The sequence below is a fragment of the Afipia sp. GW823-FHT06G09 genome (genome assembly GCF_058794875.1).
In genome coordinates, this window is sequence record NZ_JBXAHF010000002.1 from 530,575 (window position 1) to 546,746 (window position 16,172).

Below are 16,172 nucleotides of genomic sequence, written 5' to 3' on the forward strand. Positions count from 1 at the left end.
ACAGTGCGCTCGGCTTAACCCGTCATCCGGTCCAGCGCCTGATGCATCGGCACGGGCGAGACCTTGATGAAGCCCGTAAACGGCCGGTCCATATCGAAGATCAGATTGATCGCCACCGAAACTGACAGTGCGGCAAGGAAAAATGCGGCGATCACGCTTCCGTTGCACGGGGCAAATACCCCCCGCCACAGGAACAGCACACTGACCCAGAAAATACCGGCGATCAGAAACGGACGCGGCGTCGTATTGATTTGCTGGACGGACAGAAGGCGGCTGGTGCGCTTCAGCTCCCGGATAATGTCGAGCGCATTCTTGCGCCCTTCGGTCTGGGTTGCATTCTGCGGCAGCAGGCCTCGCAGATCACCCTCGATCTGATCGAGCAGGCGAACCGATTCCATCGTATCATTCTCGATGTCCAGGTCGCGATCGGTCCATAACTGCGCGATCTTGCGTGCTGTAAATGTGCGCAACATCTCGCGCATTCTTGCTGCATCGGGACCCAAATGCATCAGCTCGCGATCGAGCAGCGTCAGATTGGCGCTGAATTGCTGGGTTTCCTGACTTCGCAGATCGAAACTCGCCTTGGTGTTGGCAACCAGAAGTCCCAGCACAAGCGCTGCCAGCAGCGCGACCACCCCCATCACGTTGTGAATGGCCTTGCCGGTCTGATCGGTCAGGTGATGATCCGGGAGAAAACGGCTGAGCACAAAGCCCAGCATGGCTGCGCCGAAGATACAGATGAACGCGATCAAACCGGCGCCGGTAAACATGACCCATCAACTGGTGAAAATGGACCTGAACCGGGCTCAAAGGTCGTCCCGCAAGCCGGCCGATGTCAAGACGGGCTCGCGCAAGGCGGGTTGAACGCCGCCGGGTTGAACATCCGTCACGGGATGCCTAGTCTGCCGCCCAACGAACGGGAAAACAACAATGGCGAATGAAACCGCAACGCTGGCCGCTTACGTCGCAAACCTCAGATATGAAGACATTCCACCAGAGGTGCTGGAGCGCGCCAAGGCGCTGACCCTCGATTTTCTGGGCAGCGCCGTGCGGGCGCGCAGCGAGGCGGAATCGACGCCGTCGCTGCTGGCGATGCTGGCGACCCTCGGCCTCGACAATAAGGGCGATGCGACCGTGTGCGGCGACGCCAAAACCTATACGCCCGCCATCGCCGCGCTGCTCAACGGCGCGCTCGGCCACTCGCTCGACTTCGACGACACCCACGCGGATTCATCGCTGCATCCGAGTGCGCCGGTGGTGCCCGCCGCCTTCGCCGTCGGCGAGATCGTGGAGGCCAGCGGCCGCGACGTGCTGACAGCCATTGTCGCGGGCTATGAGGTCTGCTGCCGTCTCGGCAACGCGCTCGATCCGACATCGCACTATGCCAAGGGCTTCCATCCAACCGCCACTGCCGGAACCTACGGCGCGGCGGCCGCGGCCGCGAAACTGTACAAGCTCAACGCCGAGCAGATTGTCGCCGCGTTCGGAGTTTCGGGAAGCCAGGCCGCCGGCTCGCTGCAGTTTCTGGTCAACGGCGCGTGGAACAAGCGCTATCAGGTCGGCGCCGCCGCGATGAACGGCGTCGTTGCCGCCTCGCTGGCGCGCGAGGGATTCATCGGCGCGACGGAATCGGTTGAAGGCAAGCACGGCCTCTTGGTCGGGTACAGCGACGACGCGCATCCGGACAAGGCGACCGCCGGGCTCGGCAAAATCTACGAGACCATGAAGATCGGCGTAAAGCCCTATCCGAGTTGCCGCTACACCCACGCCGCCATCGACGCCCTGATCGCCATGCGCCGCGAGCACAATCTCACGCCGGAAAACATCAAGAGCGTCGAGATCGGCCTGCACCGCAACGGCATCACGCTCACCGGCGATGCCGCAACCAAGCGCCATGCCCGCAGTGTGGTCGGCGGACAGTTCTCGATGTTCTTCACCGGCGCGCTGGCGCTCGATCAGGGCTCGTTCGGCTGGGACGATTACAAGCGGCTCGGCGATCCTGCGATCGAGGCGCTCGCCGACAGGATCGAGGTCGTGCAGGACGCACGGCTCGAAGGCAAGAGCCATCCGTTTGGCGCGCGCGTCAGTATCGAAAGCGGCGAAGGCACGCTGGAACGGCTGATCCCTGACCCGTCGGGCGAGCCATCGTCGTTTCCGGATGCAGCGGCGATGCAGCAGAAATTCCTGCAACTCGCGCGTCCGGTGCTCAACGAGCGCGCCGACCGCTTCGCGGACGCGATCCTGTCGCTCGACAAGTTCGACCGCATCGACCGCGTCACGTCGCTCGCGCGGCTTTGAGTCGCATCAGGCGGCCTGCGGATCGGGCATTCCCAAACGAAAGTCGGGGCCTGACCGTCTGGAATCGGTCGCATTCGCTGTCTATCATCCGCGGATGATGTTCGACTGCGAAGGAGCAAGCTGACGAATGGCGACGCTGGGACTTGATCGGGCCTCCTTGAGCAACCTGCTCACCACGCTGACCGCGCGGGGACGCAGCCTGCTTGGCCTGTCGAACGGCGCCCGCGCAATGTCGCAGGCCGAACTGATCGGGCTGGGCGAAACCCTGCTGTCGCGGCGCGGCGAAGCCACCGGCGTCGCGCTCGCCAACACCCTGCTCGCGGGTTACTCCGCCGCAAGCGAGGCCGACCAACTGGCCTTCCTCAATGCGCTGGCCGATCTGTTCGGTCCGGACATGGACGAACTGAACGCCGCGCTGGCCGTGGTGCGCGATAAAGGCACGACGCCCGATGCTATCAGCAAACTTCTGAAGGCCGCCGAGCCGCGCCGCCAGGAACTGATCCGGCGCCTTAATCTTGCACCCGGTGGCACTGCATCACTTGTGCGCATGCGCGAAGCGCTGCTGACCCATATCAAGGATCATCCCGCGCTCAAGCATGTCGACAGCGATTTCGTTCATCTGTTCGCGTCGTGGTTCAACAGGGGTTTTCTCGTGCTGCAACGGATCGACTGGACCACGCCCGCGAACATTCTGGAAAAGATCATCCGCTACGAGCAGGTGCACGCCATCTCCAACTGGGATGATTTGCGCAGCCGTCTCGCGCCGTCGGATCGCCGCTGCTACGGCTTCTTCCATCCGCAGCTCGTGGACGAGCCGCTGATCTTCGTCGAGGTGGCGCTGACGCGCGAAAGTCCGGCGGCCATCGCGCCCCTGCTCGATCTCACGCGCGCACCGATCGCGGCCACCGATGCCACAACGGCGGTGTTCTACTCGATCTCGAACACGCAGCGCGGGCTCGGCGGCATTTCCTTCGGCAACTTCCTGATCAAGCAGGTGGTCGAGGAGATCAAGCGCGAATTGCCGAACGTGCAGACCTTCGTGACGCTCTCGCCCGTGCCCGGCTTCGCCGCTTGGCTCGCGCGCGAACGCGCCTCCGAAACCTCGCCGCGGCTCGATGCGGCCTCGCGCGCCACCCTCAATGCCCTCGATACGCCGAACTGGGCCGACGATCCCGACACCGCCGAGCAGGTCAAGGCCGAACTGCTGCCGCTGGCGGCGTACTACTTCATCGAGGCCAAGGGCACACGCGGGCATCCGCTCGATCCCGTCGCTCGCTTCCATCTCGGCAACGGCGCACGGCTCGAGCGGCTGAACTTCCTCGGCGACCGCTCCGAGAAGGGCATGCAGCAGTCGCACGGGCTGATGGTCAACTATCTCTATGCGCTCGACCAGATCGAGGCGAACCACGAGGCGTTCGCCGAAAAGGGCCAGATTGCATCGTCGTCCGCCGTTCGCAAGATGCTGCCAGCACGCGCGCTCGCGGAAACATCGGCGAGCGCGTAGAGTCGCCGAAGGCGCAACAATCTCAACTGTCCATACGCGGGCTTGACCCGCGTATCCATCGAGAATCAAATTTCCTGAAAGATGGATTTGCCGGATCAGGTCCGGCGGAGACATTGCTAAAAAAGGAGCGACATCATGAGCTGGATGCCCTCGAACGATCCGATCCTCGGCGATCCGCAAACCTGTGACGCGCTCGATCTCATCATCGTGCCGCGCACCCGCGATCTCGGCGACGGCTTCGCCGTCCGCCGCGCGCTGCCGCACGGCAAGCGGCAGATGGTCGGCCCCTTCATCTTCTTCGATCACTTCGGCCCGGTGCAGTTCGTCGCCGGCAAGGGCATGGACGTGCGCCCGCATCCGCATATCGGGCTCGCCACCGTCACCTACCTCTTCGACGGCAGCATCATGCACCGTGACAGCGAGGGCAACATCCAGGAAATCCAGCCCGGCGCCATGAACCTGATGACCGCCGGCCGCGGCATCGCGCATTCCGAGCGCACGCCGGACGTGCAGCGCGCCAACGGCCAGAAGATGCTCGGCCTGCAAAGCTGGATCGCGCTGCCGGCCGGCAAGGAGGAGATCGCGCCGTCGTTCCAGCATTTCGGCGCCGACGTCCTGCCGACGGTGCAGGACACCGGATTCAAGGCACGCATTATCGCCGGCTCGTCGTTCGGCAAGAAATCGCCCGTCGATATGGTCTCGGAGTGGTTCTACACCGAGGTGGCACTGGACGAGGGCATGCGCGTGCCGCTCGATGCCGATCATGAGGAGCGCGCGATCTATATCGTCGACGGCGAGATCGAAATCACGAACGAAAAGTATGAAGGTCCGAAGCTGCTGATCTTCCGCCCGGGCGACCGCATCACCGTGAAGGCCGTGCGCCCGACGCGGATGATGTTCCTCGGCGGCACCGCGCTGGAAGGGCCGCGCCACGTCTGGTGGAATTTCGTCTCGTCGAGCAAGGAGCGCATCGAAGAGGCGAAGGCCGACTGGAAGGCTGGCCGCTTCGCTCATGTGCCCAACGAGCACGAATTCATTCCGCTGCCGGAGTGATCCTCAGAACACCGTGTAGCCGCCGTCAATCACGATCATGTCGGCGGTGTGATACGACGAGGCCTTGCTCATCAGGTAGACCGCGATGCCGCCGAAGTCCGACGGTTCGCCGAACCGCCGCATCGGAATCCGCGGCATCACGTTGTCGACGAATTTGTCGTTCGCCATCAGCCCCTGCGTCATGTCGCTCTTGATCCAGCCCGGCAGGATCGCGTTGGCCGTGATGCCGTAGCGCGCCTGCTCGACCGCGAGCGCGCGGATCAGCGCATTGATCGCAGCCTTGGTCGCCGCATAGTGCTCGTTGCGCGCGGTGCCGAACAGCGACGCCATGCTGGACGTCGCCACCAGCCGCCCGAACGCATCGCCCTTTGCCGCACGTTCCGTCATGTGCCGTGCCGCGGCCTGGAAGACATGGAACACACCGTCGAGATTGGTGGCGAACATCTTGCGCCAGTCTTCCTCGGTACGATCGATGAAGGACTGCCGTCCGCCGCCGCCAATGCCTGCATTGGCGAAGCAGCCATCGACCCGGCCGAATGTGTCGAGCGTGCCCTGCATCGCAGCCTTCACGGACGCCGCGTCGGTGACGTCGCAAACGCGCGCCTCGGCCTTGCCGCCCTTGCCGGTGATCGCAGCAACCGCCTGTGCATTCTTCTCGGCGTTGCGGCCCCAGATCGAAACCGTTGCGCCCGCTTCCGCCAGTGCCTGCGCGATACCGAGGCCGATGCCGCCGTTGCCGCCAGTGACCACCGCGACGCGGCCGCTCAGATCGAAAATGCTCATGATCGCTTGATCTCCCGCTGATCTTGTTTGGCGGCGACATTGGCCAATCGGCCACGCAAAATCAAACGGCGAACGGTCACGCTGCGCTCTTTCGCCATGCGAAATTAAAGTTCGCAACGCATGGCAGGTCAGACCTCGTGTGCCGAATCGCGCCGTTTACAGCCGATTCGGTTTCCGGAATAGTCGCGCTGAAACGCACGCGGCGGCTGGCCGGACGTGACGATCAGTCAAACCCATCAAGCGAGGAAGACATGCAGTTCAATCATTGCCGGCTGGAATTCGACGGACCGGTCGCAACCCTTGTGCTCGATCATCAGGAGGTCATGAACGCGGTCTCCGTCGACATGCTCGCGGGTCTCTCGGAAGCGATGGAGACTCTCGAGGAGAAGCGCGCGGAAGTCCGCTGTCTCGTCATCACCGGCGCGGGCAAGGCGTTCTGCACCGGCGCCAATCTTCAGGGCCGCAACAACCAGAGCGGCAAGCGCCAGAGCGCGGGGACCACACTGGAAACGGCGTTTCATCCGTTCCTGCGCCGTCTGCGCGACCTGCACTGCCCGATCGTCACTTCGGTCAACGGACCGGCGGCCGGAGCGGGCATGAGCTTCGCGCTGATGGGCGACATCATCGTGTGCGCGCGCTCATCTTACTTCCTGCAGGCCTTCCGGCGGATCGGCCTCGTGCCGGACTGCGGATCGACCTGGATTCTCCCGCGCCTGATCGGCAAGGCCCGCTCCGTCGAACTGTCGCTGCTGGGCGAACGGCTGCCAGCCGAGAAGGCGCTGGAATGGGGCCTCGTCAACCGCGTGGTGGACGATGCGGCACTGGCCGAGGAAACCAAAAAGCTTGCCCATGATCTCGCCAACGGCCCGACCGTGGCGCTGTCGCTGATCCGCAAACTTTACTGGGAGAGCGAGAACAATTCATTCGAGGAACAGCTCGATCTGGAACAAAGCTCGCAGCGCATCGCCGGGCGCAGTGAAGATTTCAAGGAAGGCGTCGGCGCGTTCCTCGAAAAGCGCCCCGCGAAATTCAAGGGCCGCTGATCCGCAGTCAAAGAATTGTACGAAGGGCTGCGCCGGAAACGGTGCAGCCCTTTTTGCGATCATCGATGCACACCGGGGCGGCATATCTCATTTCGCGCAAAGCGACAGTAACTGTCACAAAAATCTCTTTTACGTTCGCGTTGCCGTCGTCTAGGACTGGCGGGCCTCCATCGATGGACGTCCTGCGTGGCCTTCCCTTCCGTCAGCCCAGTTCAAAGCCCGAGTGTGAAACTTCGCGCCTGGCTGAATGACATCTTTGCCAGCGCGGCGCCCGCGGTCCTGACGGTGTCCTTCGGACTGTCCTATTCGGTTCTGATCTTCTCCGGTCCGCTGGCCCAATATCTGCCTTATGGAATCGCGGCGACCTTCACGGCCACCGCCATCATCGCAGTGGTCGTTGCGCTGGGCAGCACCTTTCCCACCGCGGTCGGAGGCCCCGAGACATCCACGGCGGCGGTCACCGCCATTCTGGCGACGTCGGTGGTCGAGCACATCACGGCAACCGATTCGTCTGCACACCTGCTTGGCCCCGTGCTGCTGACACTGTCTGCCGCAACCATCATCACCGGCCTCGCATTGTGCAGTCTGGGCCTGACCCGGATTGGCCGCGCCATCCGCTACGTGCCCTATCCAGTGATCGGCGGATTTCTCGGCGCGACCGCGCTGCTGATTGCGCTCGGCGGCGTCCGGGTCATCACGAACGAGTCTCCGAGGTTCGATAACCTCGCCGCGTTCGCGAACCCCATGACGATGTACGAATTGCTCGCCGGCGTCGCGCTCGCATTCACGATCTATCTGACATGGCATCGCTCGCGCAATCCGCTGGCGCTGCCGGCGCTGCTGATCGCCGGCGTGGTGGCGACCCACATCGTTTTCAACTTCGCGGGCATTTCGGTGGAGCAGGCCCAGGCTCTCGGCTGGACATTTCAGTCGCTGCCGCGCGCGACGATTTCGATGCCGTGGCATCTCGGCGATATCGAAAACTACCCGTGGCGGGCCGCGCCGGGACTGATCGGCAACCTGATTGCGGTGATCTTCGTGACCGCGATCAGCACGCTGTTCAACACCACGGGCCTTGAGGTGGCGACCAGCCGCGAAGCGAATCTCGAGCGCGAGCTCAATGTCGCGGGAGCGGCCAACATCCTGTCGGGACTTTTCGGCGGCTACGCGGGCTGTATCTCGCTGAGCCGCTCGCTGCTCAACAGCAACGGCGGAGCCACCGGACGTCTTTCCGGGCTGGCGGTCGCCTTCATTGCGGTGCTGATGCTGGTGGCCGATCCGGCGCTGCTCAGCTATATGCCGAAGTTCATTCTCGGCGGCCTGCTGATCTATCTCGGCGTCGATCAGCTCAACCGCTGGATCGTCGAATCGCGGCGACGGCTGTCCACCATCGAATACCTGTCGCTGCTTGCGATCATTTTCATCATCGTGAAGTGGGGCTTTATCGCCGGCGTCCTGATCGGAACCGTCATCGGCTGCGCGACATTCGCCCTGAGCGTGTCGCGGATCAGTTCGATCAAATTCGGCTTCAACGGCGCGGAGTATCGCAGTTCGCTCGATCGCTCGCGGCAGGATCTGGCGCTGCTCGCCGCCCATGGCAAGGAAATCCACGGGCTCAACCTGCAAAGCTACCTGTTCTTCGGTTCGGCCAATCGTCTCTATCAGCATGTGAAGACACTGCTCGACCATCATCCCGAGTGCCGCTATCTGGTTTTCGATTTCAAGCTGGTGACCGGCATCGATTCATCGGCCGCCTACAGCTTCGCCCAGATCAGGCGGGCGGCGATCGAAAACGACGTGAAGCTCGTTCTCGTCAACCTGCCGCGCAAAACAGAAAAGATGCTGCGGTCGGGAGAATTCCTGTCCGGCGACATCCTGGTCATGCCGGACCTCGATCACGCACTGGAGTGGTGCGAGAACGAACTTATCGCGCGGCACCGCGGGCTGGAGCAGGAGGAAGGCGACCTGCACGGCTGGTTCGCGGGCATTCTCGGCAGCGACCATGACGCCACCGAACTGGCGCGGCACTGCGAACGCCTTGAAGTCCGTGCTTTCGAGACCATCGCGCGCGCGGGCGAACCGGCAGATTCGATGCTCTTTATTCTCAACGGCCGGGTCGGCGTCATCGTGGACGCGGGCGGGGGCCACACCACACGGGTCCGCAGCCTCGGCCGTCATACAACGGTTGGAGAAATGGGGCTTGTGGCGCGCCAGCCACGCAGCGCCACGATTCGCGCGGAGGCTGACAGCGTCCTCTACGTGCTGCGCGCCGAAGCGTTCGACGCAATCACCGCCAGCAATCCGGCGCTCGGCCAGAAACTCCTGACCTACTTCATGTCCGTCCTGGCCGAACGGCTCACCTTCGCCAGCCGCATGATCGGCGTGCTCCGCCGCTAGGCGTCAGGCAACGTGACTCATGAAGGCTTCGCGGCGGCCGATCATGCGCTCCGCGGCGACCTTTGCGTCTTCGCGCGTCGAGGTCGCGTAAGTGCGATATTCGAGATCGAGCGACGTCACGGGGTCGCGCTTGCCGAACCAGGATGCGAATGATTTCGACCCAGATGTAATCGACGACAGCGCGAGAGCGAGGTTGTCGGCAGAGTCGAAGGCGAACAAAGCGCCGGACGAGGTGTGCCTGACTTCGAAAATCCCCGGCCCGATCGGCGCTTCGAGTTTTTCGCCGCGCGCCGCCTTCGGATAACGTTTCCACTCGCTCCAGGTTGAAATCATGGTGACCTTCCGCCGCGCCCTGCGCGTTACTCTTACAAAACATGTCTGCCCGCATAGCGGGAAAAGTTCCAACGAACGCAACAGGCAATGGTTCCCGCCGAAAATCGTCTTTCGTCATATGGATGCAGGCGGCAAGCCCTTCAAGGACAAACGCGGTTAACCGGAAGTCACTCGATCGTGAATAGTTAACCGCTAGACCGGCAACCCGGCGGCCTGGGCCAGCGCCTTCAACGAAGTCTGCGGACGCGCGCCGATATGCTGGATCACCTCGGCGGCGGCGAGCGCCCCGAGCTGTCCGCACTGTTCATGGCCAAGACCGCGCACCAGACCGAACAGGAAGCCCGCAGCGAACAGATCGCCCGCACCCGTGGTATCCACCACCTCTTTCACCGGAGACGCGGGAACCGGCGTCACCTTGTCCTTCGCAACGACCACGCAGCCCTTTTCGCTGCGCGTGACAACAGCGAGTTGCGCGTCGCCGCGCAGTTGCGCCAGCGCCTTGTCGAAATCCTCGGTCTGGTAGAGCGATGCCAGTTCCGCTTCATTGGCAAACACCAGATCCACCGTCCCCGTCCGGATCAGATCGAGAAATTCATCGCGATAACGGCCGACGCAGAATGCATCCGAGAGAGTCAGCGCGACGCTGCGCCCGTTGTCGTGCGCGATCTTCGAGGCCTTCAGGAATGCTTCCTTCGCATTGGCCGGATCCCACAGATAGCCTTCTAGATAAACGATCGAGGACGCCGCGATCTGGGCGGGATCGATATCGGCGGGAGAGAGATCCTGCGCCGCGCCGAGATACGTGTTCATGGTGCGCTCACCGTCCGGCGTCACCAGAATGTAGGAGCATCCGGTCGCGGGACCGTCGGTCGCAGCCGCGGTGGTGAACGCCACATGCGCCGCGCGAATGTCGTGGGTGTACATGCGGCCGATCTGGTCGTCCTTGACCTTGCCGACATACGCCGCCTTGGCGCCGAAGCCTGCCACGCCGAAAATTGTATTCGCCGCGGAACCGCCGGACATCTCGGTCGCCGGGCCCATGGCTTGGTAAACTGCAGCGGCGCGCGCCTCGTCGATCAGCGCCATCGATCCCTTGGCCATGCCGTGCTGGGCGAGAAAGGCATCGTCGGTGCGCACCAGAATATCGAAGATGGCATTCCCGATCCCGAGAACGTCGTATGTCGCTGCGGTCATTAATGATATTCCTGATGGGAGAAAGCCAAACCGGCAAAAGCTGTTATTTCAGGGAGGGACTGGAAGGCCGGTTCCAGGGTCTTGGAAGCAACCGGCGACCTATCACGACAACGCGCCCGCCAGCAAGCATGTGATCCGCAGAATAGCTCGATGATCCGTCATATCCTGACCATCTCGACCGGAACGCTGGCGTCGCGAACGCTGGGCTTCATCCGCGATGCCCTGGTGGCCGCGCTGCTGGGCGCCGGATCGGTCGCAGACGCGTTCCTGGTGGCATTCCAGTTCATCAACGTGACACGCCGGTCCTTCGCGGAAGGCGCGCTGAACGCAGCCCTGATCCCGCATTATCTGCGCGTCCGGGAAACCGAAGGCACAGTCGCCGCCGCGGCCTTCGCCGGGCGCCTGCTCGGCAGCGTCAGCCTGATCCTGATCGGCATCGCGCTTGTTCTGACATTGCTGATGCCCCTCGTCATCGCAGTGCTTGCACCCGGCTTCGTCGGCCGAGAGACACTGCAACTCGCCGTCGACAACGCCCGGCTGATGATGCCGTACTTTGCGTTCGTCGGACCGTCCATCGTGATGATCGGCGTGCTGAACGCCGAGCATCGCTTCATGCTGACCGCGTTCTCGCCGGTGCTGTTCAACATCACCATGATCGTCGTGCTGGTCGTGCTGCTGGTGTGGCGGCACGATCCGCTGTTCTCGGCCACCGTGATCGCGGGCGCGGTCGGTGTCGCCGGGTGTCTGCAAATGCTGATCCTGATACAGCGCAGGCCCTGGCGCGACGGCATCGCCACCCCGATACGGATTTCATTCGACCCGCAGATCCGGGGGTTTCTGCGCCAGGGAATTCCCGGCATGGTCGCCAATGCCGGGCCGCAATTCCTGATTGTCGGCGGCGCGATCATTGCGTCGAACTCACCGGCCGCTGTGTCGTGGCTCTATTTCGCCAACCGCCTGATCGAACTGCCGCTCGGCATGGTCGGCGTGGCGATGGGCACGGTTCTCGTGCCGGAGATGACCCGCGCGATCCGCGCCAACGACAAGGACGCGCTGATGCAGGCCGAATCCCGCGGACTCGAACTTGCGACCGCACTGGTCATCCCGGCAACCATCGGCCTGATCGTCCTGAGCCAGCCGATCATCCGCGTGCTGTTCGAGCACGGTGCATTCACCGCGGCGGATACCATCGCCACCGCGCAGGCGCTGGCGATCCTCGCGCTCGGCCTGCCCGCGCATGTTCTGGTGAAAGTGCTGGCTCCGGCTTTCTTCGCTCGCGAGGACACCAAGACGCCGCTGGCGGCAACGCTGTCCGGCATCGTGGTCGCCGTGGTCTGCGGACTGGTCTTCGGGCACGCCTACGGCGCCAGCGGCGTCGCCGCCAGCATCTCCCTCGGCGCGTGGTTCTGCGCCGCGGTGCTGGGCTGGCGAGGCGCGACGACATTCGGATTCTCCATCGACGCCATTGCGCAGCGCCGGCTGCCGCGGATCGCGATCTGCGCCGCCGTGATGGGCGCGATGCTGTTTCTCGCCGAGTCCTTCGTGGCGCCTGTCATGGAAGCGGCCGGCTTCGCGGCCAGGATCACCATCCTCGGCGGGCTGGTCGCGGCGGGCGTTTCGTTCTACGGCCTGCTGCTGGACCTGCTCCGCGTCGTCAACTGGGGCGAGGCGATCAGCAATTTGCGCGATGGCCGCTTGCGCGAGTAGCGCCTGCATGGCTAAAGACGCGCGTACACGGATCGGCTGCCGGACGGCGGCACAGGAACAACAAGATGGCTGCAAAAGAACTGGTTTTTTCGGGCGTCCAGCCGACGGGCAATCTGCACCTCGGCAATTATCTCGGCGCCATCGTCAACTTCGTGAAACTCCAGAACACCCACAACTGCATCTACTGCGTGGTGGATCTGCATGCCATTACCGTCTGGCAGGACCCTGCCGAGCTGACCCGCAACATCCGCGAGGTGACGGCGGCGTTCATCGCCGCAGGCATCGATCCGAAGAAGCATATCGTCTTCAACCAGAGCCAGGTGTCCGAGCACGCCGAACTCGCCTGGGTGTTCAACTGCGTTGCGCGCCTCGGCTGGCTGAACCGCATGACCCAGTTCAAGGAGAAGGCCGGCAAGGATCGCGAGAACGCGTCGGTGGGTCTGTACGCCTATCCGAATCTGATGGCGGCTGACATTCTGGTCTATCGCGCGACCCACGTTCCGGTCGGCGAGGACCAGAAGCAGCATCTCGAACTGGCGCGCGACATCGCACAGAAGTTCAACAACGACTTTTCGGATTCCATCCGCGCGCACAATTTCGGCGAGAAATTCTTCCCGCAGCCGGAGCCGCTGATTACTGGCCCAGCGACGCGGGTGATGTCGCTGCGCGACGGCACCAAGAAGATGTCGAAGTCGGACCCTTCCGATTATTCGCGCATCAATCTCACCGACGATGCCGATGGGATCGCGCAGAAGATCCGCAAGGCGAAGACCGATCCGGAGCCGCTGCCGAGCGAGGAAGAAGGCCTGAAGAACCGTCCCGAAGCCGACAATCTGGTCGGCATCTACGCGGCGCTGTCAGGCCAGTCGCGGCCAGACGTGCTGCGTGAATTCGGCGGCGGGCAGTTCTCCGGCTTCAAGGCGACGCTGGTCGACCTTGCGGTCTCAAAGCTCGGGCCGATCGGCGCCGAGATGAAGAAGCTGACGCAGGACGCAGCCTATGTGGATTCGGTTCTGGCCGACGGCGCCGATCGCGCGCGCGTCATCGCCGCCGAAACCATGAATGCGGTGAAGGACATCGTCGGCTTTATCCGCAAGAAGTAGCCGCGTCACGAACGCGCGAATCAAGTTCCGTCAAGCCTCTTCTCGCCTTGTCGGCGCGGCCTCGCGCGTGGCAGCATGATGCCAGTTCGTCAATGGAGCATTTTCCGGCTAAGTGGAAGCCGGTTAGCCGCAAGAAAATGCTCCCATCAATAAATTGCGCGTATTCTGCTCGCAAAACCGTGCCCACTTTTGCGGAATACGCGCGAGGGACATGCATGAGCAACCAGCGACGAAGCTACGAACAGGGCCACAAGCCGAAATGCCTCGTCATCGTTGACGACACCGCAGAAGGCGACCGCGCGGTGTACTACGCAAGCCGCTGGGCGGTTCGCGTCGGCGGCGGCGTGGTGATGCTGCGTGTCATCGAGACGGAAGACCGCAACCAGCAATGGCTCGGTGTCGCAGATATCATGCGCGCGGAAGCCGAGGAGATCGCGAACGCGGCGCTCGACCGCGCCTCGGGCCGCGCCAACGGCATCGCAGCCATCACGCCGGAGCGTGTCATCCGCGAGGGCGATCCCGGCGAGCAGATCCTCGACGTCATCGATAACGATGTCGACATTGCCATGCTGGTGCTTGCGGCCAGCGCCGGTGCGGAAGGCCCCGGTCCGATCATCACCATGCTGGCGAAAACCGCCGGCACATTTCCGATCCCGATTACGATCGTGCCGGGCAATCTCAGCGACCTCGATATCGACGCGCTGTCATAGACGGATTTTCCCCTCAAAACGGCGTCCTGCGGCGGCCGGGAGGCTTCCCGGAACACCCGCCATGCACCCTTGATCGGGCTGTTTCAGGCGCCATCTGTGCTATAGGAACCGCTCACCTAACCCGTTCGCGCCGGCCTTGAACCGGCGATGCGCCGGAGAATCAAATGTTTATCCAGACCGAAGCGACCCCCAATCCCGCGACCCTGAAGTTCATTCCCGGCCGCGCCGTGCTCGACAGCGGCACCATGGAATTCACCGACCGCGACAGCGCCACCCGCTCCCCGCTCGCCGAACGGCTGTTCAGCGTGCCGGGCGTCACCGGCGTGTTCTACGGCTCGGACTTCGTGACCGTCACCAAGGACGACAGCGACTGGCAGCACCTCAAGCCGGCGATCCTCGGTGTCATCATGGAACACTACATGTCCGGCGCGCCGCTGCTCGCCGACGGCCAGCAGCCGGACGGCGATGCGCCGCATGCCGAGGAGTTCTTCAGCGAGGCCGACACCGAGACGGTCGCGGTCATCAAGGATCTGCTCGAGACCCGGATTCGCCCGGCTGTCGCCAGCGACGGCGGCGACATCACCTTCCGCGGCTTCAAGGACGGCATCGTCTATCTCGACATGAAGGGCTCCTGCGCCGGCTGCCCGTCGTCGACGGCGACGCTGAAGCACGGCATTCAGAACCTGTTGAAGCACTTCATCCCGGATGTGGTCGAAGTCCGGCCGATGTAAATTACCTAAATTCTTCAAAAAGGCCTTGGGGCAAGCGCCGAACCGCTTGCCCCTTTGCTTTTTCGGCGGCACGTTGCCGCCACCTTTGCCATCTTACCGGTCCCTGAATGATCGTTCTCGCCATCGATACCGCGCTGGATTACTGCTCCGCCGCCGTGCTGGATGCGACCACCAAAGCTGTGATCGCGCAGGAAACGCTGGAGATGAAGCGCGGCCATGCCGAGGCGCTGATGCCGCTGATCGCGCGCGTCATGACCGCATCAGGCCTGAGCTATCTCGAACTCGACCGTATCGCCGTCACCACTGGCCCCGGCAGCTTTACCGGTCTGCGCGTCGGCATCTCCGCCGCGCGCGGCATCGGCCTCGCCGCCGACAAGCCGGTGATCGGCCTCACCACCCTTGCGGCCTATGCCGCGCCGTTGGTCGCCGAGAAGCAGGAGAATCCGATCATCGCTGCGATCGATGCCCGGCATGATCATGTTTATTTCCAGGTCGTCGCCGGCAACGGATCGGTGCTGATGCGTCCGGCGGTCATGCCGATCGAGGAGACGTTCGCGGCGTCGCGGTTTGGCGCGTTGCGCATGGTCGGTAACGCCGCAAAATTGCTGGCGGACCGCTGGCCGCGAAACGTCGCTGCACCGCTGCTGGTCGACCCGAAACCCGGCCCCGATATTACCTGGGTCGCATGGATCGGAGCGGCGACCGACCCGAGTGCAGCGCCGGCGAAACCGTTTTATCTGCGCGCGCCCGACGCCAAGCCGAAGGCCGGTTACGCGCTTCCGGACACGCGGACATAACCATGGCGCGCGCTCCGGCATTTCTTTCCAATCTGTTCCCGAAACTGTTCGGACGCGTCGATGCCACGGTCGAGCCGGCGAACCTTCGCGATGCGCCGCGTCTCTCGCAACTCCATCGCGCGTCGTTTCATCGCGGCTGGGGCACGGAGGAATTCGAGCAGATCCTGATCGAGCGCAACACGCTCGCGCACCGGCTGCGGCTCGGCGGATCAACCATCGGATTTATCGTGTCCCGAACCGCCGCCGACGAGGCCGAGATCCTCTCCGTTGCGGTTGCACAGAAGCATCGCGGGCGCGGCTTCTCGCGCGACCTGCTGCGCACCCATCTCGGACATCTCGCGGGACATGGCCTGAAAACCGTTTTCCTGGAAGTCGAGGAAAACAACCGCCCTGCCCGCGCCTTGTATGAACGCGCCGGTTTCCGCGTCGTCGGACGCCGCGAACGGTACTACAAGGACGCCAGCGGCGAACAATTGAACGCCGTGGTGATGCAACGAGACTTGTCGTAAGCTGCCCCCG

16 protein-coding genes are annotated in these 16,172 nt (G+C 63.4%); 12 read left to right on the top strand and 4 right to left on the bottom strand.

Annotated features, from left to right (window positions below; all coding sequences use genetic code 11):
* Window positions 1-14 precede the first annotated feature (14 nt).
* Window positions 15-770 (bottom strand): bestrophin-like domain, encoded by a 756-nt coding sequence (locus tag AC1Q67_RS10105; RefSeq protein WP_492234226.1) that lies wholly within the window; start codon window positions 768-770, stop codon window positions 15-17.
* 160 nt (window positions 771-930) lie between these two features.
* Between AC1Q67_RS10105 and AC1Q67_RS10110 the strand changes: the two genes are divergently transcribed.
* The 3 genes from AC1Q67_RS10110 to AC1Q67_RS10120 all read left to right on the top strand — a co-directional run bounded on the left by AC1Q67_RS10110 (window position 931) and on the right by AC1Q67_RS10120 (window position 4,855).
* Window positions 931-2,298: an MmgE/PrpD family protein gene (locus AC1Q67_RS10110; RefSeq protein WP_024575691.1), complete on the top strand. Its 1,368-nt coding sequence runs from the start codon at window positions 931-933 to the stop codon at window positions 2,296-2,298.
* A 127-nt stretch (window positions 2,299-2,425) separates the two neighbouring features.
* Window positions 2,426-3,802: a malonyl-CoA decarboxylase gene (locus AC1Q67_RS10115; protein ID WP_492234225.1), complete on the top strand. Its 1,377-nt coding sequence runs from the start codon at window positions 2,426-2,428 to the stop codon at window positions 3,800-3,802.
* 135 nt (window positions 3,803-3,937) lie between these two features.
* Window positions 3,938-4,855: a pirin family protein gene (locus AC1Q67_RS10120; protein ID WP_024575689.1), complete on the top strand. Its 918-nt coding sequence runs from the start codon at window positions 3,938-3,940 to the stop codon at window positions 4,853-4,855.
* Between the two features lie 3 nt (window positions 4,856-4,858).
* On the opposite strand, the gene AC1Q67_RS10125 is transcribed toward AC1Q67_RS10120, so the two are convergent.
* Complete coding sequence (locus tag AC1Q67_RS10125; RefSeq protein ID WP_492234224.1) at window positions 4,859-5,638, bottom strand: SDR family NAD(P)-dependent oxidoreductase; 780 nt, start codon at window positions 5,636-5,638, stop codon at window positions 4,859-4,861.
* Between the two features lie 251 nt (window positions 5,639-5,889).
* Between AC1Q67_RS10125 and AC1Q67_RS10130 the strand changes: the two genes are divergently transcribed.
* Both AC1Q67_RS10130 and AC1Q67_RS10135 read left to right on the top strand, forming a co-directional pair.
* Complete coding sequence (locus AC1Q67_RS10130; RefSeq protein WP_024575686.1) at window positions 5,890-6,681, top strand: enoyl-CoA hydratase/isomerase; 792 nt, start codon at window positions 5,890-5,892, stop codon at window positions 6,679-6,681.
* A 186-nt stretch (window positions 6,682-6,867) separates the two neighbouring features.
* Window positions 6,868-9,078 (top strand): SLC26A/SulP transporter family protein, encoded by a 2,211-nt coding sequence (locus tag AC1Q67_RS10135; protein ID WP_492234223.1) that lies wholly within the window; start codon window positions 6,868-6,870, stop codon window positions 9,076-9,078.
* A gap of 3 nt (window positions 9,079-9,081) precedes the next feature.
* On the opposite strand, the gene AC1Q67_RS10140 is transcribed toward AC1Q67_RS10135, so the two are convergent.
* Window positions 9,082-9,411 carry a hypothetical protein gene (locus AC1Q67_RS10140; RefSeq protein ID WP_492234222.1) on the bottom strand — a complete coding sequence of 110 codons (330 nt, stop codon included), beginning with the start codon at window positions 9,409-9,411 and terminating at the stop codon, window positions 9,082-9,084.
* On the opposite strand from AC1Q67_RS10140, the gene AC1Q67_RS10145 reads away from it, so the two are divergent.
* Window positions 9,410-9,571: a hypothetical protein gene (locus AC1Q67_RS10145; RefSeq protein WP_492234221.1), complete on the top strand. Its 162-nt coding sequence runs from the start codon at window positions 9,410-9,412 to the stop codon at window positions 9,569-9,571. The genes AC1Q67_RS10140 and AC1Q67_RS10145 overlap by 2 nt on opposite strands.
* 32 nt (window positions 9,572-9,603) lie before the next feature.
* Here the strand turns inward: AC1Q67_RS10145 and AC1Q67_RS10150 are convergent, their stop codons facing one another.
* Window positions 9,604-10,605: an adenosine kinase gene (locus AC1Q67_RS10150; protein WP_492234220.1), complete on the bottom strand. Its 1,002-nt coding sequence runs from the start codon at window positions 10,603-10,605 to the stop codon at window positions 9,604-9,606.
* Between the two features lie 150 nt (window positions 10,606-10,755).
* Here AC1Q67_RS10150 and murJ point away from each other — a divergent pair, with 150 nt between their 5' ends.
* The 6 genes from murJ (at window position 10,756) to rimI (ending at window position 16,162) form a co-directional block, all read left to right on the top strand.
* On the top strand, window positions 10,756-12,312 hold the full coding sequence (murJ, locus tag AC1Q67_RS10155; RefSeq protein WP_492234219.1) for a murein biosynthesis integral membrane protein MurJ: 1,557 nt from the start codon (window positions 10,756-10,758) through the stop codon (window positions 12,310-12,312).
* 65 nt (window positions 12,313-12,377) lie between these two features.
* On the top strand, window positions 12,378-13,415 hold the full coding sequence (trpS, locus tag AC1Q67_RS10160; RefSeq protein WP_024575681.1) for a tryptophan--tRNA ligase: 1,038 nt from the start codon (window positions 12,378-12,380) through the stop codon (window positions 13,413-13,415).
* Between the two features lie 215 nt (window positions 13,416-13,630).
* Window positions 13,631-14,125: a universal stress protein gene (locus AC1Q67_RS10165; RefSeq protein WP_024575680.1), complete on the top strand. Its 495-nt coding sequence runs from the start codon at window positions 13,631-13,633 to the stop codon at window positions 14,123-14,125.
* 164 nt (window positions 14,126-14,289) lie between these two features.
* Entirely contained in the window at window positions 14,290-14,856 is a 567-nt protein-coding gene (locus AC1Q67_RS10170; protein WP_024575679.1) for a NifU family protein, read from the top strand.
* A 107-nt stretch (window positions 14,857-14,963) separates the two neighbouring features.
* Window positions 14,964-15,653: a tRNA (adenosine(37)-N6)-threonylcarbamoyltransferase complex dimerization subunit type 1 TsaB gene (gene tsaB / locus AC1Q67_RS10175; RefSeq protein WP_492234218.1), complete on the top strand. Its 690-nt coding sequence runs from the start codon at window positions 14,964-14,966 to the stop codon at window positions 15,651-15,653.
* 2 nt (window positions 15,654-15,655) lie between these two features.
* Window positions 15,656-16,162, top strand: a complete 507-nt coding sequence (rimI, locus tag AC1Q67_RS10180) for a ribosomal protein S18-alanine N-acetyltransferase (RefSeq protein ID WP_492234217.1) — start codon at window positions 15,656-15,658, stop codon at window positions 16,160-16,162.
* Window positions 16,163-16,172 lie beyond the last annotated feature (10 nt).

Coding starts and splice junctions, on each gene's coding strand:
- trpS (WP_024575681.1), top strand. CDS start 12,378: ATGGCTGCAAAAGAACTGGTTTTTTCGGGCGTCCAGCCGACGGGCAAT.
- rimI (WP_492234217.1), top strand. CDS start 15,656: ATGGCGCGCGCTCCGGCATTTCTTTCCAATCTGTTCCCGAAACTGTTC.
- AC1Q67_RS10170 (WP_024575679.1), top strand. CDS start 14,290: ATGTTTATCCAGACCGAAGCGACCCCCAATCCCGCGACCCTGAAGTTC.
- murJ (WP_492234219.1), top strand. CDS start 10,756: ATGATCCGTCATATCCTGACCATCTCGACCGGAACGCTGGCGTCGCGA.
- AC1Q67_RS10115 (WP_492234225.1), top strand. CDS start 2,426: ATGGCGACGCTGGGACTTGATCGGGCCTCCTTGAGCAACCTGCTCACC.
- AC1Q67_RS10105 (WP_492234226.1), bottom strand. CDS start 770: ATGTTTACCGGCGCCGGTTTGATCGCGTTCATCTGTATCTTCGGCGCA.
- AC1Q67_RS10165 (WP_024575680.1), top strand. CDS start 13,631: ATGAGCAACCAGCGACGAAGCTACGAACAGGGCCACAAGCCGAAATGC.
- tsaB (WP_492234218.1), top strand. CDS start 14,964: ATGATCGTTCTCGCCATCGATACCGCGCTGGATTACTGCTCCGCCGCC.
- AC1Q67_RS10150 (WP_492234220.1), bottom strand. CDS start 10,605: ATGACCGCAGCGACATACGACGTTCTCGGGATCGGGAATGCCATCTTC.
- AC1Q67_RS10110 (WP_024575691.1), top strand. CDS start 931: ATGGCGAATGAAACCGCAACGCTGGCCGCTTACGTCGCAAACCTCAGA.
- AC1Q67_RS10125 (WP_492234224.1), bottom strand. CDS start 5,638: ATGAGCATTTTCGATCTGAGCGGCCGCGTCGCGGTGGTCACTGGCGGC.
- AC1Q67_RS10130 (WP_024575686.1), top strand. CDS start 5,890: ATGCAGTTCAATCATTGCCGGCTGGAATTCGACGGACCGGTCGCAACC.
- AC1Q67_RS10140 (WP_492234222.1), bottom strand. CDS start 9,411: ATGATTTCAACCTGGAGCGAGTGGAAACGTTATCCGAAGGCGGCGCGC.
- AC1Q67_RS10120 (WP_024575689.1), top strand. CDS start 3,938: ATGAGCTGGATGCCCTCGAACGATCCGATCCTCGGCGATCCGCAAACC.
- AC1Q67_RS10145 (WP_492234221.1), top strand. CDS start 9,410: ATGGTGACCTTCCGCCGCGCCCTGCGCGTTACTCTTACAAAACATGTC.